The organism is Burkholderia sp. Se-20373, from assembly GCF_017104705.1.
In the GTDB taxonomy this organism is placed as follows: Bacteria; Pseudomonadota; Gammaproteobacteria; order Burkholderiales; family Burkholderiaceae; genus Burkholderia.
Map to the genome: position 1 here is coordinate 46,146 of NZ_JAAGPH010000033.1, position 16,365 is coordinate 62,510.

The 16,365-nt window shown below is 68.7% G+C and carries 13 protein-coding genes; 8 read left to right on the forward strand and 5 right to left on the reverse strand.

Features of this window, described 5'->3' with window-relative positions; genetic code table 11:
• Nucleotides 1–87: 87 nt before the first annotated feature.
• Nucleotides 88–1,194: a substrate-binding domain-containing protein gene (locus tag G3N96_RS13995; RefSeq protein ID WP_124576024.1), complete on the reverse strand. Its 1,107-nt coding sequence runs from the start codon at nt 1,192–1,194 to the stop codon at nt 88–90.
• Between the two features lie 131 nt (nt 1,195–1,325).
• Between G3N96_RS13995 and G3N96_RS14000 the strand changes: the two genes are divergently transcribed.
• From G3N96_RS14000 to G3N96_RS14015, 4 genes are read left to right on the forward strand one after another with little or no spacing between them, the layout of a single operon-like run.
• On the forward strand, nt 1,326–1,826 hold the full coding sequence (locus G3N96_RS14000; RefSeq protein WP_124576025.1) for an NAD(P)H-dependent oxidoreductase subunit E: 501 nt from the start codon (nt 1,326–1,328) through the stop codon (nt 1,824–1,826).
• A complete protein-coding gene (locus G3N96_RS14005; protein WP_206137567.1) occupies nt 1,823–3,400 on the forward strand; it encodes a formate dehydrogenase beta subunit in 1,578 nt (525 codons plus the stop codon). The genes G3N96_RS14000 and G3N96_RS14005 overlap by 4 nt, the downstream gene beginning before the upstream one ends.
• Nucleotides 3,401–3,417: 17 nt before the next feature.
• Entirely contained in the window at nt 3,418–6,369 is a 2,952-nt protein-coding gene (fdhF, locus tag G3N96_RS14010) for a formate dehydrogenase subunit alpha (protein ID WP_206137568.1), read from the forward strand.
• Nucleotides 6,370–6,376: 7 nt separating this feature from the next.
• Nucleotides 6,377–6,628, forward strand: coding sequence for a formate dehydrogenase subunit delta (locus tag G3N96_RS14015; protein ID WP_047850534.1), 252 nt, complete (start codon nt 6,377–6,379; stop codon nt 6,626–6,628).
• A gap of 8 nt (nt 6,629–6,636) precedes the next feature.
• Here the strand turns inward: G3N96_RS14015 and G3N96_RS14020 are convergent, their stop codons facing one another.
• Nucleotides 6,637–8,280 (reverse strand): FAD-dependent monooxygenase, encoded by a 1,644-nt coding sequence (locus G3N96_RS14020; protein WP_206137569.1) that lies wholly within the window; start codon nt 8,278–8,280, stop codon nt 6,637–6,639.
• 58 nt (nt 8,281–8,338) lie between these two features.
• On the opposite strand from G3N96_RS14020, the gene G3N96_RS14025 reads away from it, so the two are divergent.
• Nucleotides 8,339–10,252, forward strand: a complete 1,914-nt coding sequence (locus G3N96_RS14025; protein WP_206137570.1) for a tetratricopeptide repeat protein — start codon at nt 8,339–8,341, stop codon at nt 10,250–10,252.
• A gap of 84 nt (nt 10,253–10,336) precedes the next feature.
• On the opposite strand, the gene G3N96_RS14030 is transcribed toward G3N96_RS14025, so the two are convergent.
• Nucleotides 10,337–11,632, reverse strand: coding sequence for an MFS transporter (locus G3N96_RS14030; RefSeq protein ID WP_124576030.1), 1,296 nt, complete (start codon nt 11,630–11,632; stop codon nt 10,337–10,339).
• Nucleotides 11,633–11,983: 351 nt separating this feature from the next.
• Between G3N96_RS14030 and G3N96_RS14035 the strand changes: the two genes are divergently transcribed.
• Entirely contained in the window at nt 11,984–12,931 is a 948-nt protein-coding gene (locus G3N96_RS14035; protein ID WP_206137571.1) for a hypothetical protein, read from the forward strand.
• Nucleotides 12,932–13,007: 76 nt separating this feature from the next.
• On the opposite strand, the gene G3N96_RS14040 is transcribed toward G3N96_RS14035, so the two are convergent.
• Nucleotides 13,008–13,700 carry a DUF2968 domain-containing protein gene (locus G3N96_RS14040; RefSeq protein ID WP_124576032.1) on the reverse strand — a complete coding sequence of 231 codons (693 nt, stop codon included), beginning with the start codon at nt 13,698–13,700 and terminating at the stop codon, nt 13,008–13,010.
• Nucleotides 13,701–13,815: 115 nt separating this feature from the next.
• The gene (locus G3N96_RS14045; protein WP_206137572.1) at nt 13,816–15,006 is read right to left on the reverse strand and encodes a type 1 glutamine amidotransferase; all 1,191 of its coding nucleotides are present in this window, start codon (nt 15,004–15,006) and stop codon (nt 13,816–13,818) included.
• 280 nt (nt 15,007–15,286) lie between these two features.
• Between G3N96_RS14045 and G3N96_RS14050 the strand changes: the two genes are divergently transcribed.
• Together G3N96_RS14050 and G3N96_RS14055 are read left to right on the forward strand one after the other, a co-directional pair.
• Entirely contained in the window at nt 15,287–15,967 is a 681-nt protein-coding gene (locus G3N96_RS14050) for a GntR family transcriptional regulator (protein ID WP_206137573.1), read from the forward strand.
• Between the two features lie 7 nt (nt 15,968–15,974).
• Nucleotides 15,975–16,365, forward strand: a 391-nt coding sequence (locus G3N96_RS14055) for an amidase family protein (RefSeq protein WP_241022630.1), incomplete at its 3' end; no start/stop codon positions are given.

A 16,365-nucleotide genomic window follows, 5' to 3' on the forward strand; every position in this document is an offset into this window, starting at 1 on the left:
TGAACGGCGTACTTGTTGGAACGTTGGTCAAGCGGCAAGCGTAGCGCAAATCCCCTGCTGCTGCATCGCGGTTCGATCGCGTCCGCGTTACCGGGAATTGCCCGCCGGCACGCTCGCGCCGTCGCCGCCGGCCAGCCCCGACGCGATGCTCGTCAGCGTTCCACACGCAGCCGGATCGTAGCCGTCGAGATGCGCGACGCGCTCGACGAAGCGCGTGTCGCGCAGCAGCGCCAGCACGCCGGCGAGCGGTCGCGCATCGAGCCGCGCGCGCTCACATGCGAAGTAATAGTCTTCGTCGACGACCGGGATGAAATCGAGCCCGAAATGACGGGCGGCCGGCTCGACGCCGAAGCCGAGATCGGCCATCCCGCTCGCGACGAACGCCGCGATCGCCGAGTGCGTGAGCTCGGCCGACGCGTAGCCGTCGATGCGCTCGGGATCGATGCCGATCGCGCGCAATGCGAGATCCAGCAACATGCGCGTGCCCGACCCCGGCTGGCGGTTGACGAAGCGGATGTCATTGCGCGCGAGATCCGCGAGCCCGCGAACCTGCTTCGGGTTGCCGCGCGGAATGAACAGCCCCTGCTGGCGCCGTGTCAGGTGGATCAGCACATGGCGCGTGTCGTCGAGCCACGGCCGGTAGATCTGCGCGCACTGCGCGCGAAACGCGCCGCGCGGCAGATGGAAGCCGGCCAGGTCGCACTCGCCGCGGGCAAGCGCCTGCACGGCCTCGACGCTCTCGCGATACTTGATGTCGACAGCCGCCTGCGCATCGACCAGCGCGGAGACGAGCGTCGCGACCGCGTAGCCGTGCGACGCATGGATACGCACGGCGCCGTCGCGCTGCGCGAGCCGCCGGTTCAGGTCGCTCGCCACTTCGGCGGCCAGCGTGCGCAGGTTCCCGTCGAGCCGGCTGCGCGCGAGGCGCTGCGCATCGACGACGGCCTGCCCGAGCGCCGACAGCGTCGAGCCCTTGCCGCGCGCGGTTTCGATCAGCTCCCCGCCGATGCACGCCTCCAGCGCGCGCAGCATGCCCCATGCGTGCCGGTAGGACAGCCCTTTCGCTTGCGCGGCCTGCGCAATGCTGCCCGTGTCGGCCACGAGTTCGAGCAACGGCGCGACATCCGACAGGCTGGCCGCACGGCCTTCCGTGTCGCGTACGGTCAGATACGCGTCGCATTCGATCCGAATCAATTATGCACTCCGATTTCCTATTGCGACCGCCAAATCTTCCGCTTATCGTTGTTCAAAATCAATCAGAACGAAGTTTCGATGTGCACTATATGAATCTTGAGCACATATGAGACTTTGGAGGAGCACAACTGATGTCCCCGAATTCCCAAGCGCCCGACGCGCTCGTCGAGCGCCATGCACGCGCCGGCCGGTCGCTCGTGGCGATCCTGCACGCGATCCAGGACGACGCGGGTTACGTGCCGCCAGGCTGCGTCGCGCCGCTCGCCCGCACACTCAACCTGTCGCGCGCGGAAGTGCACGGCGTCCTGACCTACTACCACCACTTCCGCACCGCGCCGCCCGCCCGCGTGACGATCCAGATGTGCCGCGCCGAAGCGTGCCGCAGCATGGGCTGCGAAGCGCTGGCCGCGCATGCGGAAGCCCGCACGGGTTGCCGGTTCGACACGGCGCACGGCGATGCCGCCGATGCGCATGCCCCCGGTGACGTCGCACTCGAATCGGTCTACTGCCTCGGACTGTGTGCGCAGTCGCCGTCGCTGACGGTCAATGGCGTGCTGCATGCCAAGGTCACGCCGGAAAAATTCGACGCGCTGCTTGCCGACGCCGTCGCCCACACCCCGGAGGCCGCATGACGACCCGCGTCTACGTCCCGCGCGATTCGTCCGCGCTGGCGCTCGGCGCCGACGCGCTCGCCGCCGCGATCGAGGCGGAAGCCGAACGCCGCGGCATCACCATCGAACTGGTCCGCAACGGTTCGCGCGGGCTGCTGTGGCTCGAGCCGCTCGTCGAGGTCGGCACGGCCGCCGGCCGCGTCGGCTATGCGAACCTGTCGGCCGCCGACGTGCCGGCCCTGTTCGACGCAAACTGGCTCGAAGGCGGCACGCATCCGAGCGGCGTCGGCCTCGTCGACGCACTGCCCTATCTCGCGCGCCAGCAACGCCTCACGTTCGCCCGCATCGGCCTGACCGACCCCCTGTCGATCGACGACTACCTGCGATACGAAGGGCTCGCCGGCCTGAAGAACGCGCTCGCGCTCGACGGCGATGCCGCGTGCGAAACACTGATCGAATCGGGGCTGCGCGGCCGCGGCGGTGCAGCGTTCCCGGCCGGCATCAAGTGGCGCACGGTCCGGCAAGCACGCGCCACGCAGAAATACATCGTCTGCAATGCGGACGAAGGCGATTCGGGTACCTTCTCCGACCGCCTGATCATGGAATGCGATCCGTACTGCCTGATCGAAGGGATGATCATCGCGGGCGTCGCGACCGGCGCGACGGTCGGCTACATCTACGTGCGCAGCGAATACCCGCACGCGATCGCCACGCTCGAAGCCGCGATCGTCCGCGCACGCGAAGCCGGCTGGCTCGGCGAGCACGTGCTCGGCTCCGCGCACGCGTTCGAGCTGCACGTCGCGAAAGGCGCGGGCTCGTACGTGTGCGGCGAGGAAACGGCACTGCTCGAATCGCTCGAAGGCAAGCGCGGCGTCGTGCGCGCGAAACCGCCGCTGCCCGCGCTCGCCGGCCTGTACGGCCAGCCGACCGTCATCAACAACGTGATCACGCTCGCGACCGCGCCCGTGATCTTCGCGCGCGGCGCCGCGTTCTATCGCGATTACGGGATGGGCCGCTCACGCGGCACGCTGCCGTTCCAGCTCGCCGGCAACATCCGCCACGGCGGCCTCGTCGAACTCGCGTTCGGGGTCACGCTGCGCGAGCTGCTGTTCGACTTCGGCGGCGGCACGGCCAGCGGCCGGCCCGCACGTGCCGCGCAGGTCGGCGGCCCGCTCGGCACCTACCTGCCCGACCAGCAGTGGGACGTGCCGCTCGACTACGAAGCGTATACGGCGATTGGCGCGGTGGTCGGCCACGGCGGCATCGTGCTGCACGACGACACGTCGAACCTCGCCGAGCTCGCCGAATACGCGATGAAGTTCTGTGCGATCGAGTCGTGCGGCAAGTGCACGCCGTGCCGGATCGGTTCGACGCGCGGCGTCGAGACCATCGCACGCATTCGCCACGGCGATACGTCGGAGCGCCAGGTCACGCTGCTGCGCGACCTGTGCGACACGATGCTGGCCGGTTCGCTGTGCGCCATGGGCGGCATGACACCCTACCCGGTGCTGTCCGCGCTCGACCATTTCCCCGAAGATTTCGGGCTCGCTGCCGGCAAACATGCCGCGTCGGGTCCGGTCAAGGCTGCGGCCTGACCCAGAAGGAGCCCTGCATGTCCCTCGACACGAACAACGTCCGCCAAGGCGGCTGCGGCTCGGGCCAATGCGCGTGCAAGAGCGCTGCGCAGGCGCGTGCCATCGATCCGTTCGACGATACCGACTACGGCACGCCGCAACGGCATGCCGATACCGACGTCACGCTCGAAATCGACGGCCAGCCGGTCACGGTACCGGCCGGCACGTCGGTGATGCGTGCGGCGATCGAAGCCGGCGTCAACGTCCCGAAGCTCTGCGCGACCGATTCGCTCGAACCGTTCGGCTCGTGCCGGCTGTGCCTCGTCGAGATCGAAGGCCGGCGCGGTTATCCGGCGTCGTGCACGACACCTGCCGAAGCGGGCATGAAGGTGCGCACGCAGTCGGACCGGCTGCAGTCGCTGCGTCGCAACGTGATGGAGCTGTACATCTCCGACCATCCGCTCGATTGTCTCACCTGCCCCGCCAACGGCGACTGCGAGCTGCAGGACATGGCCGGCGTCGTGGGGCTGCGCGAGGTGCGTTACGGCTTCGACGGCGCGAATCACCTGCGCGACAAAAAGGACGAATCGAATCCGTACTTCACGTACGACCCGTCGAAATGCATCGTCTGCAACCGCTGCGTGCGCGCCTGTGAGGAAACGCAGGGCACGTTCGCGCTGACGATCGCCGCACGCGGCTTCGAATCGCGCGTCGCGGCCGGCGAAAGCGAATCGTTCATGGCGTCGGAATGCGTGTCGTGCGGCGCGTGCGTCGCCGCCTGCCCAACCGCCACGCTGCAGGAAAAATCCGTCGTGCAACTCGGGCAGGCCGAACACTCGGTCGTCACGACCTGCGCATACTGCGGCGTCGGCTGCTCGTTCAAGGCCGAGATGAAAGGCACGCAGGTCGTGCGCATGACGCCGCACAAGAACGGCCTCGCGAACGAGGGCCATGCGTGCGTGAAGGGGCGCTTCGCGTGGGGCTATGCGACGCACAAGGACCGCATCACGAAGCCGATGATCCGCGAGAAGATCACCGACCCGTGGCGCGAAGTCAGCTGGGACGAAGCCCTCACCTACGCGGCAACGCAGTTCCGCAAGCTGCAGGACAAGTACGGCCGCGATTCCATCGGCGGCATCACGTCGTCGCGCTGCACGAATGAGGAAACCTACCTCGTGCAGAAGCTGGTGCGCGCTGCGTTCGGCAACAACAACGTCGACACCTGCGCACGCGTGTGCCACTCGCCGACGGGCTATGGCCTCAAGACGACGCTCGGCGAATCGGCTGGCACGCAGACGTTCGCATCGGTCGGCCAGGCCGACGTAATCGTCGTGATGGGCGCTAACCCGACCGACGGCCATCCGGTGTTCGGCTCACGGCTGAAGCGGCGCGTACGTGAAGGCGCGAAGCTGATCGTGATCGACCCGCGCCGCATCGACGTCGTCGACGGCCCGCATGTAAAGGCCACGCACCACCTGCAACTGCGCCCCGGCACCAACGTCGCGATCGTCAACGCGCTCGCGCACGTGATCGTCACCGAAGGGCTCGTCGCCGACGCATTCGTCGCCGAGCGCTGCGACACGCGCGCATTCGAGCAATGGCGCGACTTCGTCTCGCGAGCCGACAACTCGCCCGAGGCGAGCGCCGACGTGACGGGCGTGCCGGCCGAGTTGGTACGCGAAGCCGCGCGCCTCTATGCGACGGGCGGCAATGCCGCGATCTATTACGGCTTGGGCGTGACCGAACACGCGCAGGGCTCGACGACGGTGATGGGCATTGCGAACCTCGCGATGGCGACCGGCAACATCGGCCGCGAAGGCGTCGGCGTCAATCCGCTGCGCGGCCAGAACAACGTGCAGGGCTCATGCGACATGGGCTCGTTTCCGCACGAACTGCCCGGCTACCGGCATATCGGCGACGAAGTCGTGCGCACGCAGTTCGAAGCAGCGTGGTCGGCGAAGCTGCAACCGGAACCGGGGCTGCGCATCCCGAACATGTTCGACGCGGCGCTCGACGGCAGCTTCAAGGGGCTTTACTGCCAGGGCGAGGACATCGTCCAGTCGGACCCGAATACGCAGCACGTCGCGGCCGCGCTGTCGGCAATGGAATGCATCGTCGTGCAGGACATCTTCCTGAACGAGACCGCGAAATACGCGCACGTGCTGCTGCCGGGCTCGTCGTTCCTCGAGAAGGACGGCACGTTCACGAACGCGGAGCGCCGCATCTCGCGCGTGCGCAAGGTAATGCCGCCGCTCGCGGGCTACGCGGACTGGGAAGTCACGCTGATGCTGTCGCGCGCGCTCGGCTACGAGATGGACTATGCGCATCCGTCGGAAATCATGGACGAGATCGCGCGGCTCACGCCGACCTTCTCGGGTGTGTCCTACGCGAAGCTCGACACGCTCGGCAGCATTCAGTGGCCGTGCAACGAGCACGCGCCGGAAGGCACGCCGACGATGCACATCGACGCGTTCGTGCGCGGCAAGGGCAAGTTCGTGATCACGCAGTTCATCGCGTCGCCGGAGAAGGTCACGCAGCGCTATCCGCTGATCCTGACGACGGGCCGCATCCTGTCGCAGTACAACGTCGGCGCGCAGACCCGCCGCACCGAGAACGTGCGGTGGCACGAAGAGGATCGCCTCGAGATTCATCCGCACGACGCGCAGGATCGCGGTATCCACAGCGGCGACTGGGTGGGCATCGAATCGCGTGCGGGGCAGACGGTGCTGCGCGCGCTCGTGACCGAACGCATGCAGCCGGGTGTCGTTTATACGACGTTCCACTTCCCCGAATCGGGCGCGAACGTGATCACGACGGACAGCTCGGACTGGGCGACGAACTGCCCCGAGTACAAGGTGACGGCCGTGCAGGTGCTGCCCGTCGCGCAGCCGTCCGACTGGCAGCAAGCGTATGCGCGCTTCAACGCGGAGCAGCTCGACCTGCTCGAGCGCCGCGCCGCCGCGACCGCCGGCGTGACGACAGGCAAGTGAGGAAGCGATGGACAACGGACACCTGATCGACATGGCCAACCAGATCGGCGCATTCTTCGAATCGATGCCCGATCGAGACGAAGCGCTGACCGGCATCGCCGACCATATCCGGCGCTTCTGGGAACCGCGGATGCGCCGCGCGTTGCTCGCGGCGCTCGACGATCCGTCGAGCGAGGCCGGGCAACGTGCGGCACCGATCGTGCGCGACGCGATCGCCGTTCACCGCGCGTCGCTCGTACCTGCCGCGGCGAGCGCCTGACGGCACCGCTACGCGGACCGCGACATGCCCGCGAACCAGCTTTCGCAATGGCGCAGCAGCGCGTTTGCGTCGGTCGCCGTGCGCCCGCGCGCGGCGACGTAACCATCCGGCCGCAGCAGGTAAAACGACGGCCGCGAGCGGCCGTATTCCTGCGCGAGCCCGGTATCGCCGCCTTCGGCATCGGTGACGCGCCAGACGCGCACCGCATCCGGCATGATCCGGTCGAGCCCCTGCACGAGCGCCTGCGCATCGGCCGGCATCGGCGGCACCGCGCCGGTGTCGGCATTCACCGGCTCTTCCAGCAGCAGCAACGTGAAGCTCGCCGGATCGTGCAGGTCGTATAGCCGCGCCGTTCCGGGCGCCTGACCGAGCGGTCCGTCGAGCACCCGCACGCGCGCGTCGGGGGCCCGCTCGCCTGCGCGCGGCCCGCCATCGAGCACGCGCTCGAGCGTCAGCGGACTCTTCCGGTACTGCACGCCGAGCTCGCTGACCGTGCGCCGCACCGCGTCGCGCATCGGCCCGAACGACGCCAGCACCGGCACGACGTGATCGCGCAGCAGCTTCATCGCGCCACGCTCGGCTTCGACGATCTGCGTGACGAAACCGGTCTGCCGCAACACGTCGCGCTCGATCGGATGACGTTCCGCGTGATACGTGTCGAGCAACCGCTCGGGCGTGCCCGCGCCCAGCACGCGCGCAAGCTTCCAGCCGAGATTGAACGCCTCCTGGATGCCGGTGTTCATGCCCTGCGCGCCGGCCGGGCTGTGGACGTGCGCGGCGTCGCCCGCGAAGAACACGCGGCCGTGACGCAGCCGGTCGACCATCCGGCTGTGCAGATGAAAATACGACGACCACGCGAGATCGCTCGGCGAGATCGACACGCCGACACGGGCACGCACGATCGCGTCGCATTCCGCGAGCGACGGGGTCGGCGCATCGGGCGACGCGTCGCTGCCGGGCGGGCGGTCGGCCACGAGCCGGTAACGTCCGCCGCCCATCGGAAACAGGCCGGCGATGCCTTCGGATGTCGTGAACAGGTGGATCTCTTCGTCCGGCCAGTCGGGTATCGCCGCGAAATCGGCGAGCAGGAAGGTCTGCTCGAACGCATGCCCGGCGAAGCCCAGGCCGAGCAGATGCCTGACCGTGCTGTGCGCGCCGTCGGCGGCGATCAGGTACGACGGCGCGAACGATTCGTCGCGGCCGTCGGCGCAGCGGATCGACACGTCGAGCGACGCACCGCCCGCCTCGCACGCGGTCAGCGTCGCGCCGCGCTCGACCGTCACGCCGAGCCGGGCCAGATGTTCGGCAAGCAGGCGCTCGGTGACGGTCTGGTCGAGAAACAGCAGGTACGGATAGCGCGTTTGCAACGGATCGAAATCGAGCCGCGCAATCACGCGGCCGTCGGCATGCAACTCGGCCGCATGGGCACGATGACCGAGCGCGAGAAACGGCTCGACCGCGCGATGCTGCTCCAGCAGTTCGAGCGTGCGCGCCTGGATGCCGATCGCGCGCGAATGCGGCGCGGGCGCGGCGAGCCGATCGATGATGCGCACCGGCACGCGGGCTCGCGCGAGGCTCATCGCCGCGGCAAGGCCGGTCGGCCCCGCGCCGACGATCAGCACGGGCGGGATATCGGGCAGTGTGTCAGCCATGAGAACCTCGATGACACGCGACCCTGCAAGTCTACGCCGCTCCGCGTGACGGGGCCATATGCCGATCGGCCGACGCGCGGCACCATCGCGCGGTGTGGGAAAATACGCGCTTTCCGCCAGTTTTCGCGTTATGGATTCCGCATTCGACCGGGCGTATGCCGCACACCGCGCGGGCCGCCTCGCCGAGGCCGAGCACGGCTATCGCAACGCGCTCGCCTCCAATCCCGCCGACGCCGACGCGCTGCATCTGTTCGGCGTCCTGCGGCACCAGCAGGGCCAGCATGCCGAGGCGGCCGATCTCGTCGGCCGCGCCGTCGCGCTGCGGCCGGGCGATGCCGCGCTGCAGCTCAATCTCGGCAACGCGCTGAAGGCGCTCGGCCGGCTCGACGAAGCAGTCGACCGCTTTCGCAATGCGCTGACGCTCGCACCCGAATTTCCGCTCGCGCACTACAACCTCGGCAACGCGTATGCGGCGCTGCAGCGCCATGACGACGCGATCGACGCATTCGGCCGCGCGCTGCGGCTCACGCCCGACGATGCCTCGATCCACAACAATCTCGGCAACGCGCTGAACGCGCTCGGCCGCCACGACGACGCGCTCGCCGCGTTCCATCGCGCGCTCGAGCTGCGGCCCGGGCATGCGGGCGCGCACAACAACCTCGCGATGGCGCTGAACGCGATGGGCCGCGCCGACGACGCAATCACGCACTTCCAGGCCGCGATCGCCGCGCAGCCGCGCTTCGTTGCCGCCCATTTCAATCTCGGCAACACGTTCGATGCAGTCGGCCGGCATGCGGAGGCGGCCGCCGCGTTCGAAGCCGCGCTCGCGCTGCATCCGCCGTTTCCGCTCGCGCTGTTCGGGCTCGCGAACGCCCTGAGCGCGCAGGCCCGCCACCGCGACGCGCTGCCCTACTACGAGCGTGCGGTCGGGCTCGATCCGTCGTTCAGCCTGGCCTGGCTGAATCTCGGCAACGCACATCGCGCGCTCGGCGCGCACGAGATGGCGCTGCGCGCCTTCGACCAGGCACTGCGCGTCGCGCCCGATCTCACGCTCGCACGGCTGCACCGCGCGGTCACGCTGCTGACGCTCGGCGACTTCACGCGCGGCCTGCCCACCTACGAAGCGCGCCACGATACGCCCGGCGCGACGCCGCTCGGCGCGCTGCCACGCTGGCAAGGCGAGCCGATTGCGTCGCGCACGCTGCTGATCCGCGCGGAACAGGGCTTCGGCGACACGCTGCAGTTCGTCCGCTTCGTGCCGCTCGCCCGCGCACGCTGCGCGCGTATCGTGCTCGAAGTCCAGCCGGAACTGGTTACGCTGCTGGCGCCGGCCGCGGCGCGCTGGCGCGTGACGCTCGTCGCGCTGGGCGCGGCAAAACAGCCTGCCGCCGATGTCGCGTGCACGCTGATGAGCCTGCCGTTCCTGCTCGGTCTTCAAACGAAGGAGGACATCGTCGCGGGCGCGCGCTACCTCGACGCCCCCGACGGCGCCGGCCGGCGCTTTCGCGGCTCGCTCGGCGGCCAGTCGAAGCGCAAGTTCGGCCTGGCGTGGTCGGGGCGCCGGCAGGCGCAGGAAAACCGTTCGATGCCGTTCGACGCGCTCGCACCGCTGCTCGCGCTGCCGGACATCGACTGGATCGTGCTGCAGCCCGCACTCGACGACGACGAACGCGCGCGCGTCGACGCGCATCCGCGCGTGCATCGGCTCGACGGCCGGCTGAACGACTTTGCCGACACGGCCGCGCTGATCGATCGGCTCGACGGCGTCGTCACGATCGATACGGCGGTCGCGCACCTCGCCGGCGCGCTCGGCAAGCCGCTGTGGGTGATGCTGCCGTTCGCGCCCGACTGGCGCTGGTTCACCGGCGACGACTGCCCGTGGTATCCGCAGGCCAGGCTCGCCCGCCAGCCCGCGCCGGGCGAATGGCACGACGTGGCGGCCGCGGTTGCCGGCATGCTGCGCGAAGCCTGAACGCAGACGAAAAAAGGGAGCGCGCCGCGCTCCCTTTTTCATTGCATGGTGTGCGGCCGGCGCCGCGCGTCATACCGCTGCCGGTCAGGCCGCCTTGTACTGGTTGCGCGCCTCGGCCGTGCGATACAGCACGAGTGTCGCGATCAACCCGCAAATCGCGGCAACGCTCAGCCACAACCCCGGCGCCGCCTTGTTCCCGGTCTGATGAATCAGCAGCGTCGAGATCGCGGGCGTGAAGCCGCCGATCGTCGTCGCCAGGCTGTATGCAAGCGAGAACCCCGCCGTGCGCACGTCGGCCGGCATCACTTCGGTCAGCGCGACGACCATCGCCCCGTTGTACGACGCGTACAGGAACGATAGCCACAGCTCGACCGCGAGCAGCCGCAGGAACGACGGATCGCCGACGAGCCACAGCACGGCCGGGTAAGCCGTCAACAGCGTCAGCACCGTGAACGCGATCAGCACCGGGCGGCGACCGATGCGGTCGGACAACGCACCGGACAGCGGCAGCCACACGAGATTGGAGATCCCCACGCAGACGGTCACGACGAGTGCATCAAGCGACGACAGGTGCAGCACTTCCTTGCCGAACGTCGGCGTATAGGCGGTGATCATGTAGAACGACACCGTCGTCATGATCACCATCCCCATGCCCGCCACCACGACGCCCCAATTGTCGAGCATCGAGCGCATGATCTCGCCCATCGTCGGACGATGACGCTTCGCGAGGAACTCGTCGGTCTCCTTCAGCGAACGACGGATCAGGAACAGGAACGGTACGATCAGGCAGCCGATCAGGAACGGAATGCGCCAGCCCCACGCGGTCATCTCCTCGGCCGGCAGTGCGCGGTTCAGCAGCACGCCGACGAGCGCGGCGAACACGACGGCCACCTGCTGGCTGCCCGACTGCCACGACGTATAGAACCCCTTGTGCCCCTTCGTCGCGATCTCCGACAGGTAGACCGACACGCCGCCGAGTTCGACGCCGGCCGAGAAACCCTGCAGCAGCCGACCGAGCAGCACGAGCACCGGCGCGAGCACGCCGATCGTCGCATAGCCGGGTATCGCGGCCACCGCGAGCGTGCCGATCGCCATCAGCCCGAGCGTCAGGATCAGCCCCTTGCGGCGGCCGTGATGGTCGATGTAAGCGCCGAGCACGATTGCGCCGACCGGCCGCATCAGGAAGCCCGCGCCGAACACCGACAGCGACAGCATCAGCGACGCGAATGCATTGCCGCTCGGAAAGTAGGTTTTCGCGATGGCCGACGCGTAATAGCCGTAGACCATGAAGTCGTACATTTCCAGGAAGTTGCCGCTGACGACCCGGAACACGGTGCGGACTTTCGATTCCTGCGCGATGGCGTGTGACGCTGTGGACATGTTTTTCTCGCTCAGCTCGGATGGCGCGAATCCGCGCCGCATGGATCCGACGACGCACGCGGCGCCGGGCCGGCGCGCACGGGCATCGCTGCCCGCCGGCGGCGCACCGCGCGACGACGCGCGCACCGGCATGGTTCGCGCATCATGCCACGCCAACCCGACATTTGCCTTGTGCCGCCCCTGCCGGTGGGGTCGCGGCGTTCTCCTCGTACGAGTCGTCCCGAAACGACAGCAAAAATCAGATTGATCTGATCGACCGGCCGTCGCCGGCTGACCACAATGTCCCGATTTGCAACCACAGTTCGGCGCCGCACCGGCACGGTTGCCCGTGTCGCATGGCGCATCGCCCTCATGACCCCATCGCCCCTCGTCCCCGTTGCAGGCGCTCTCGCCCGCCCCCGCGTCGCTCCGCTCGATCACGTGCCGTCGTTCGGCCGCGACTGGACCTTTCGCGGCGCCGCCGGTGCGCGGCCCGGCAAGCACTGCCTCGCGACACTGACGACGTCCTGCATCGACGTGGACCGGCCGCACCGCGCATGCCACTGGCAGCCGCTGCCCATCAACGCGTCGGCACCGACGCGTGCCGGGTCGCCGGTGGCACTGCCTGCCACTGCGGACCCGTGCTCCCGCCGTATCGCCGGCGGCTTTCGCGACCGGCGTGCGAAGTACGCGATCGGCTGGAGTATCGGCGCGCTCGGCATCATCGGCTGGCTGATTGCCGCCTATGAACCGATTGCAGGGTTCGGGCCTGCCTACGCGATTCACGCGGCCGGTGGCGTACCGGATCACGCTACGTCATCCGGGGCCGTGCGGGTCGCTGCGGTTCAGCCGCCCACGTCGACGAGCGCGCCTCCGCAGCGCAAGATGGCCGCGCCTGTCGCGACAACGGCCGAGCCGCTGCCGGCCATGCACCAGGTCGCGCGTCCTCCCGCATCGCTTCGTCGGAAGGCAACACCCGGCGTGCCGCCAGCCGCCACTGCCGCATCGCCGCGCTCGGGCAGCAAGCGCATGGCGGCGGTACCGGTCCGAACACCAACCGTGATGCGGATGGCCACGCTGCCGCCGATCCGCGGCAGCACGGTCGACACCCGCGCCCGCGATCGGCTCGCCGCATTGCCGCGTGCAACGGGCGATACGCGCGATACGCTCGATGATCCGCTCACGCTGATCGCGATGGCGAGCGCGCTGCGCGCTACCGAGCCTGTCCGCGCAACGCACGCGCCCGCCACCGGTGCGGACTGGACGGCGCAGCTGTCCCACCGCCGCCTGACCGATACGCCGGACGCATTCGCGCGCTGACGGCCCGGTCATAAAAAAACCCGGCGAAGCCTGCTTCGCCGGGTTTTGCTCGTCTCTGCGTCCGTCTGACGACTCGTTACTTGTGCGCGGGCAGCCCCGTCTCGGTCTGCTTCTCGAGCTGTCGCACCTGCTCCTGCAGATCGCGCAGCTGCATCTGTGCAGCCCGCTTCTCGACCTGCAGCGCCTGCGCCTGCTCCTGCGCCGAGCGCTGCCGCTGCGCGACTTCAGCCTGCTGGCTGCGCGCAACGCTCAAGTCGGCCTGCAACTGCTGCGCACGATTCGCCTGCAGCGCGATCACGCGCTCGAGAAACGCCTTCTGCGCCTCCAGCTCGGTACGGCGGATTTCGATATCGGCGAGTTGTACGGTCTGCTGAACGAAGTTCGCGTACACCATCTCCGCGCGGGTCTTTTCCTGCGACCGGATCACGCGCCACAGATGCTTGTCCTGGAACAGCGCGACGTAGTACGTCATCTCGCGCGGGTCGAACATCAGGCTCGCACCGTAGCTGCCGTTGTACGTCGTGCGCATCTCGACGATCCGGCCGTCGTGCAGCATCTGCGTCAGCTCCGCGACGTTGCCTTGTGCGGAGGCATCCGTGGGAGCCGCGGCGGATGCCGCCGTGTCGCCGCGCAGGCTCGTGACCGCCGGACGCGTACCGGCGGCGGGCGCCGTCGCGTCGGCGGACCAGGCCGCGCCCGCTTGCGCGCAGGCAGCCAGCGCAACGATCCACGTGGCACATCGTGCAGGGGAAAAATTTCGGAAAGCCAACGTCAGACTCCGGCAAACGAATCGGAACTCGCGATTATCGTTCAAAACGAAACGGCCGCATCTCGAATTTGTCGGGATGCGGCCGGCCTTCGTACGACGCGAATCTTGCGGCTTGCTACAGGCGGGTTTCGCGTGCCGCGCGCAGGAATGCATCGAGCAGCGGCGTGCAGTCGAGCAGCTCCGACCCGCCGGCCCGATGGAACTCGGGGTGCCACTGCACGCCGACGACGAACGGCGAACGGCGATGGCGAATGCCTTCGATGATCCCGTCGCCGGCCGACACGGCCTCGATGTTCAGATCGCGGCCGAGATCGCGGATCGCCTGATGGTGGATCGAGTTGACGATCGCTTCGCTGCGCCCCGGGAACATGCTCGCAAGCGTCGACGAATCCGGGAAGCGGATCGCGTGACGATGCTGGTCGTAATGCTCGCTCACGTGCGCATTCGCGGTCGGCACGTCGGTGGCGATGTCCTGGTACAGCGAGCCACCGAACGCGACGTTGATCAGCTGGCAGCCGCGGCACACGCCGAGCACGGGTTTGCCGGACTCGACGAACTCGTGCAGCAGCTCGAGCTCGTACATGTCGCGCACGCGATCGCCCGGCCATTCGGGGCGGGCGTCGGACGCGGCGTAGGTTTGCGGCGATACGTCTGCGCCGCCCTGCAGCAGCAGGCCGTCGAGATGCTTCGCGTAGTCGCGCAGGCGGATGTTGCTCGGATGAATCATGCCCTGATGGCCGACGGTCGGAATCATGAACACGAGCACGTCGCGCGACATCACCCAGTGCGCGATCGATTCCTCGAGGTACTGGAGCGTCTTGCCTCGCAGCCCCTTCGCCCCCGGTTCCGGGTGGAAGATCCGCGCCGACACGCCGATGCGCAGCGTGCGCTGCGTGATGCGCTGGCCGGCACGGTCGAACAGCCGGCGGGCGCGGGCGGCCACGATCCGGCCGAATACCGACCACGGCGTGTCGCTCTGCTTCAGATAGGCCGGCGGCGCATTCTGCGCGCTCGCGGGCGGCGGACGCGGCGTGTCGAAATCAGGCTGCGCGCCGAAACCGGGTGGCGGCGTGCCAGCCTTCGGCGTCGCGGCGGCGGCAGCGCCATCGATGGCGGCGCCTGTCGCCCCGGGCGCGCCCGGCTCGGACGCAGCCGTAACCGGTGACGCACCGTCGGCAGCGACGTTGTGCGCGGCGGCCTGGGCGGCCGGCGCATCGGGCGCTTTCGCCGGATCGGTACGGGGTGAATCGGAAGAAACGGAGGAGGTGCCGGGCAGACCGGCCGGGGAAGGCGTGTTTTCGCTCATGACGATGGTCTGGTACGTCGCTCACGCGTATGGATAAACGAGGATTCATTATGCTTCAGCGCACGATCGAGCGGCAAACCTGCAACATCCTGTCGATATTGTTGCAAGTCGGCGGGAAACTGCGTCGGGGAGCGCCGTCACCCACGCGCCAGCAACGCCGATGCTTCGCGACCGGTACTGGACATCAGTGATATATCACAATAATATCCACGCATCGTCCACGCTTCCCGAGCGCCTGCGCCATGATCGCGCCCCGTCCGGCCGCCGCGCCGCCCCCCGCATGAATGCCCTCGCCGACGTCACCCACGAGCACCCGGCCGCACCGACGGCGAGCCTCGCCGACCGCGCGTATGCGCTGATCCAGCACGACATCATCACGATGCGCCTGAAGCCCGGCGCCGCCCTCAACGAAGCCGATCTCGTCGCCCGCACCGGCATCGGCCGCACGCCGGTGCACCAGGCCGTGCATCGGCTCGTGCTCGAAGGGCTGCTTTCCGTGATGCCGCGCAAGGGATTGATGGTGCAGCCGCTGTCGCTCGACGACATCGTCGCGGTGATCGACGTGCGGCGCATCAACGAAGCGCACTGCGCGGAACTCGCCGCGCGCCATGCAACGCCCGACGATCTCGCGCGCCTCGCCGCGCTGCTCGACGACGGGCAGGCCTGTGTCGACACGCACGACGTCGAAGGCATGATGGCACTCGACCGCGCCTTCCACCAGGCGATCGCCGCGGCCGCGCGCAATGCCGTCCTCGCCGACATCCTGCGCGGGCTGCATGAGCGCTCGCTGCGCTTCTGGTTCGTCACGCTATCCGAACCTCACCATCTCGCCGACGTCCAGCACGAGCATCGCGAACTGTTCGATCGGCTGTCCGCGCGTGACGCCGCCGGCGCGCGCGCGGCCGTTGAAAGTCATATCGATTCGTTCCGCTCCACGCTTCTTCAACATCTTCGCCCCTGAGCCGCCCATGACCACTTTCACGCCCTTCCCCCCGCTCGCCCAGCTCGCCGCCGACCTCGCCGCCCGCCGGACCACGAGCCGCGCGCTCGTCGACACCGCGCTCGACCGGATCGCCGATCCGTCGGGCCAGGGCGCGGTCGTCTTCACCGAAGTCGATGCCGACAACGCGCGCGCGGCCGCCGACGCGCACGACCGGCTGCGCGCCGCGGGCACCGTGCTGTCGCCGCTCGCGGGCATCCCGGTGTCGGTCAAGGACCTGTTCGACGTCGCGGGTCAGGTTGAACGACAGCTGCATCTCGGGCTTGTCGGCCAGAAAGCCGGGGGCGTGCGGCGCGACGTGCTTGCGCCCGAATGCGGCCGGCGCGGACACGATCAGGTGCCCGCTGACCGCGCGGCGC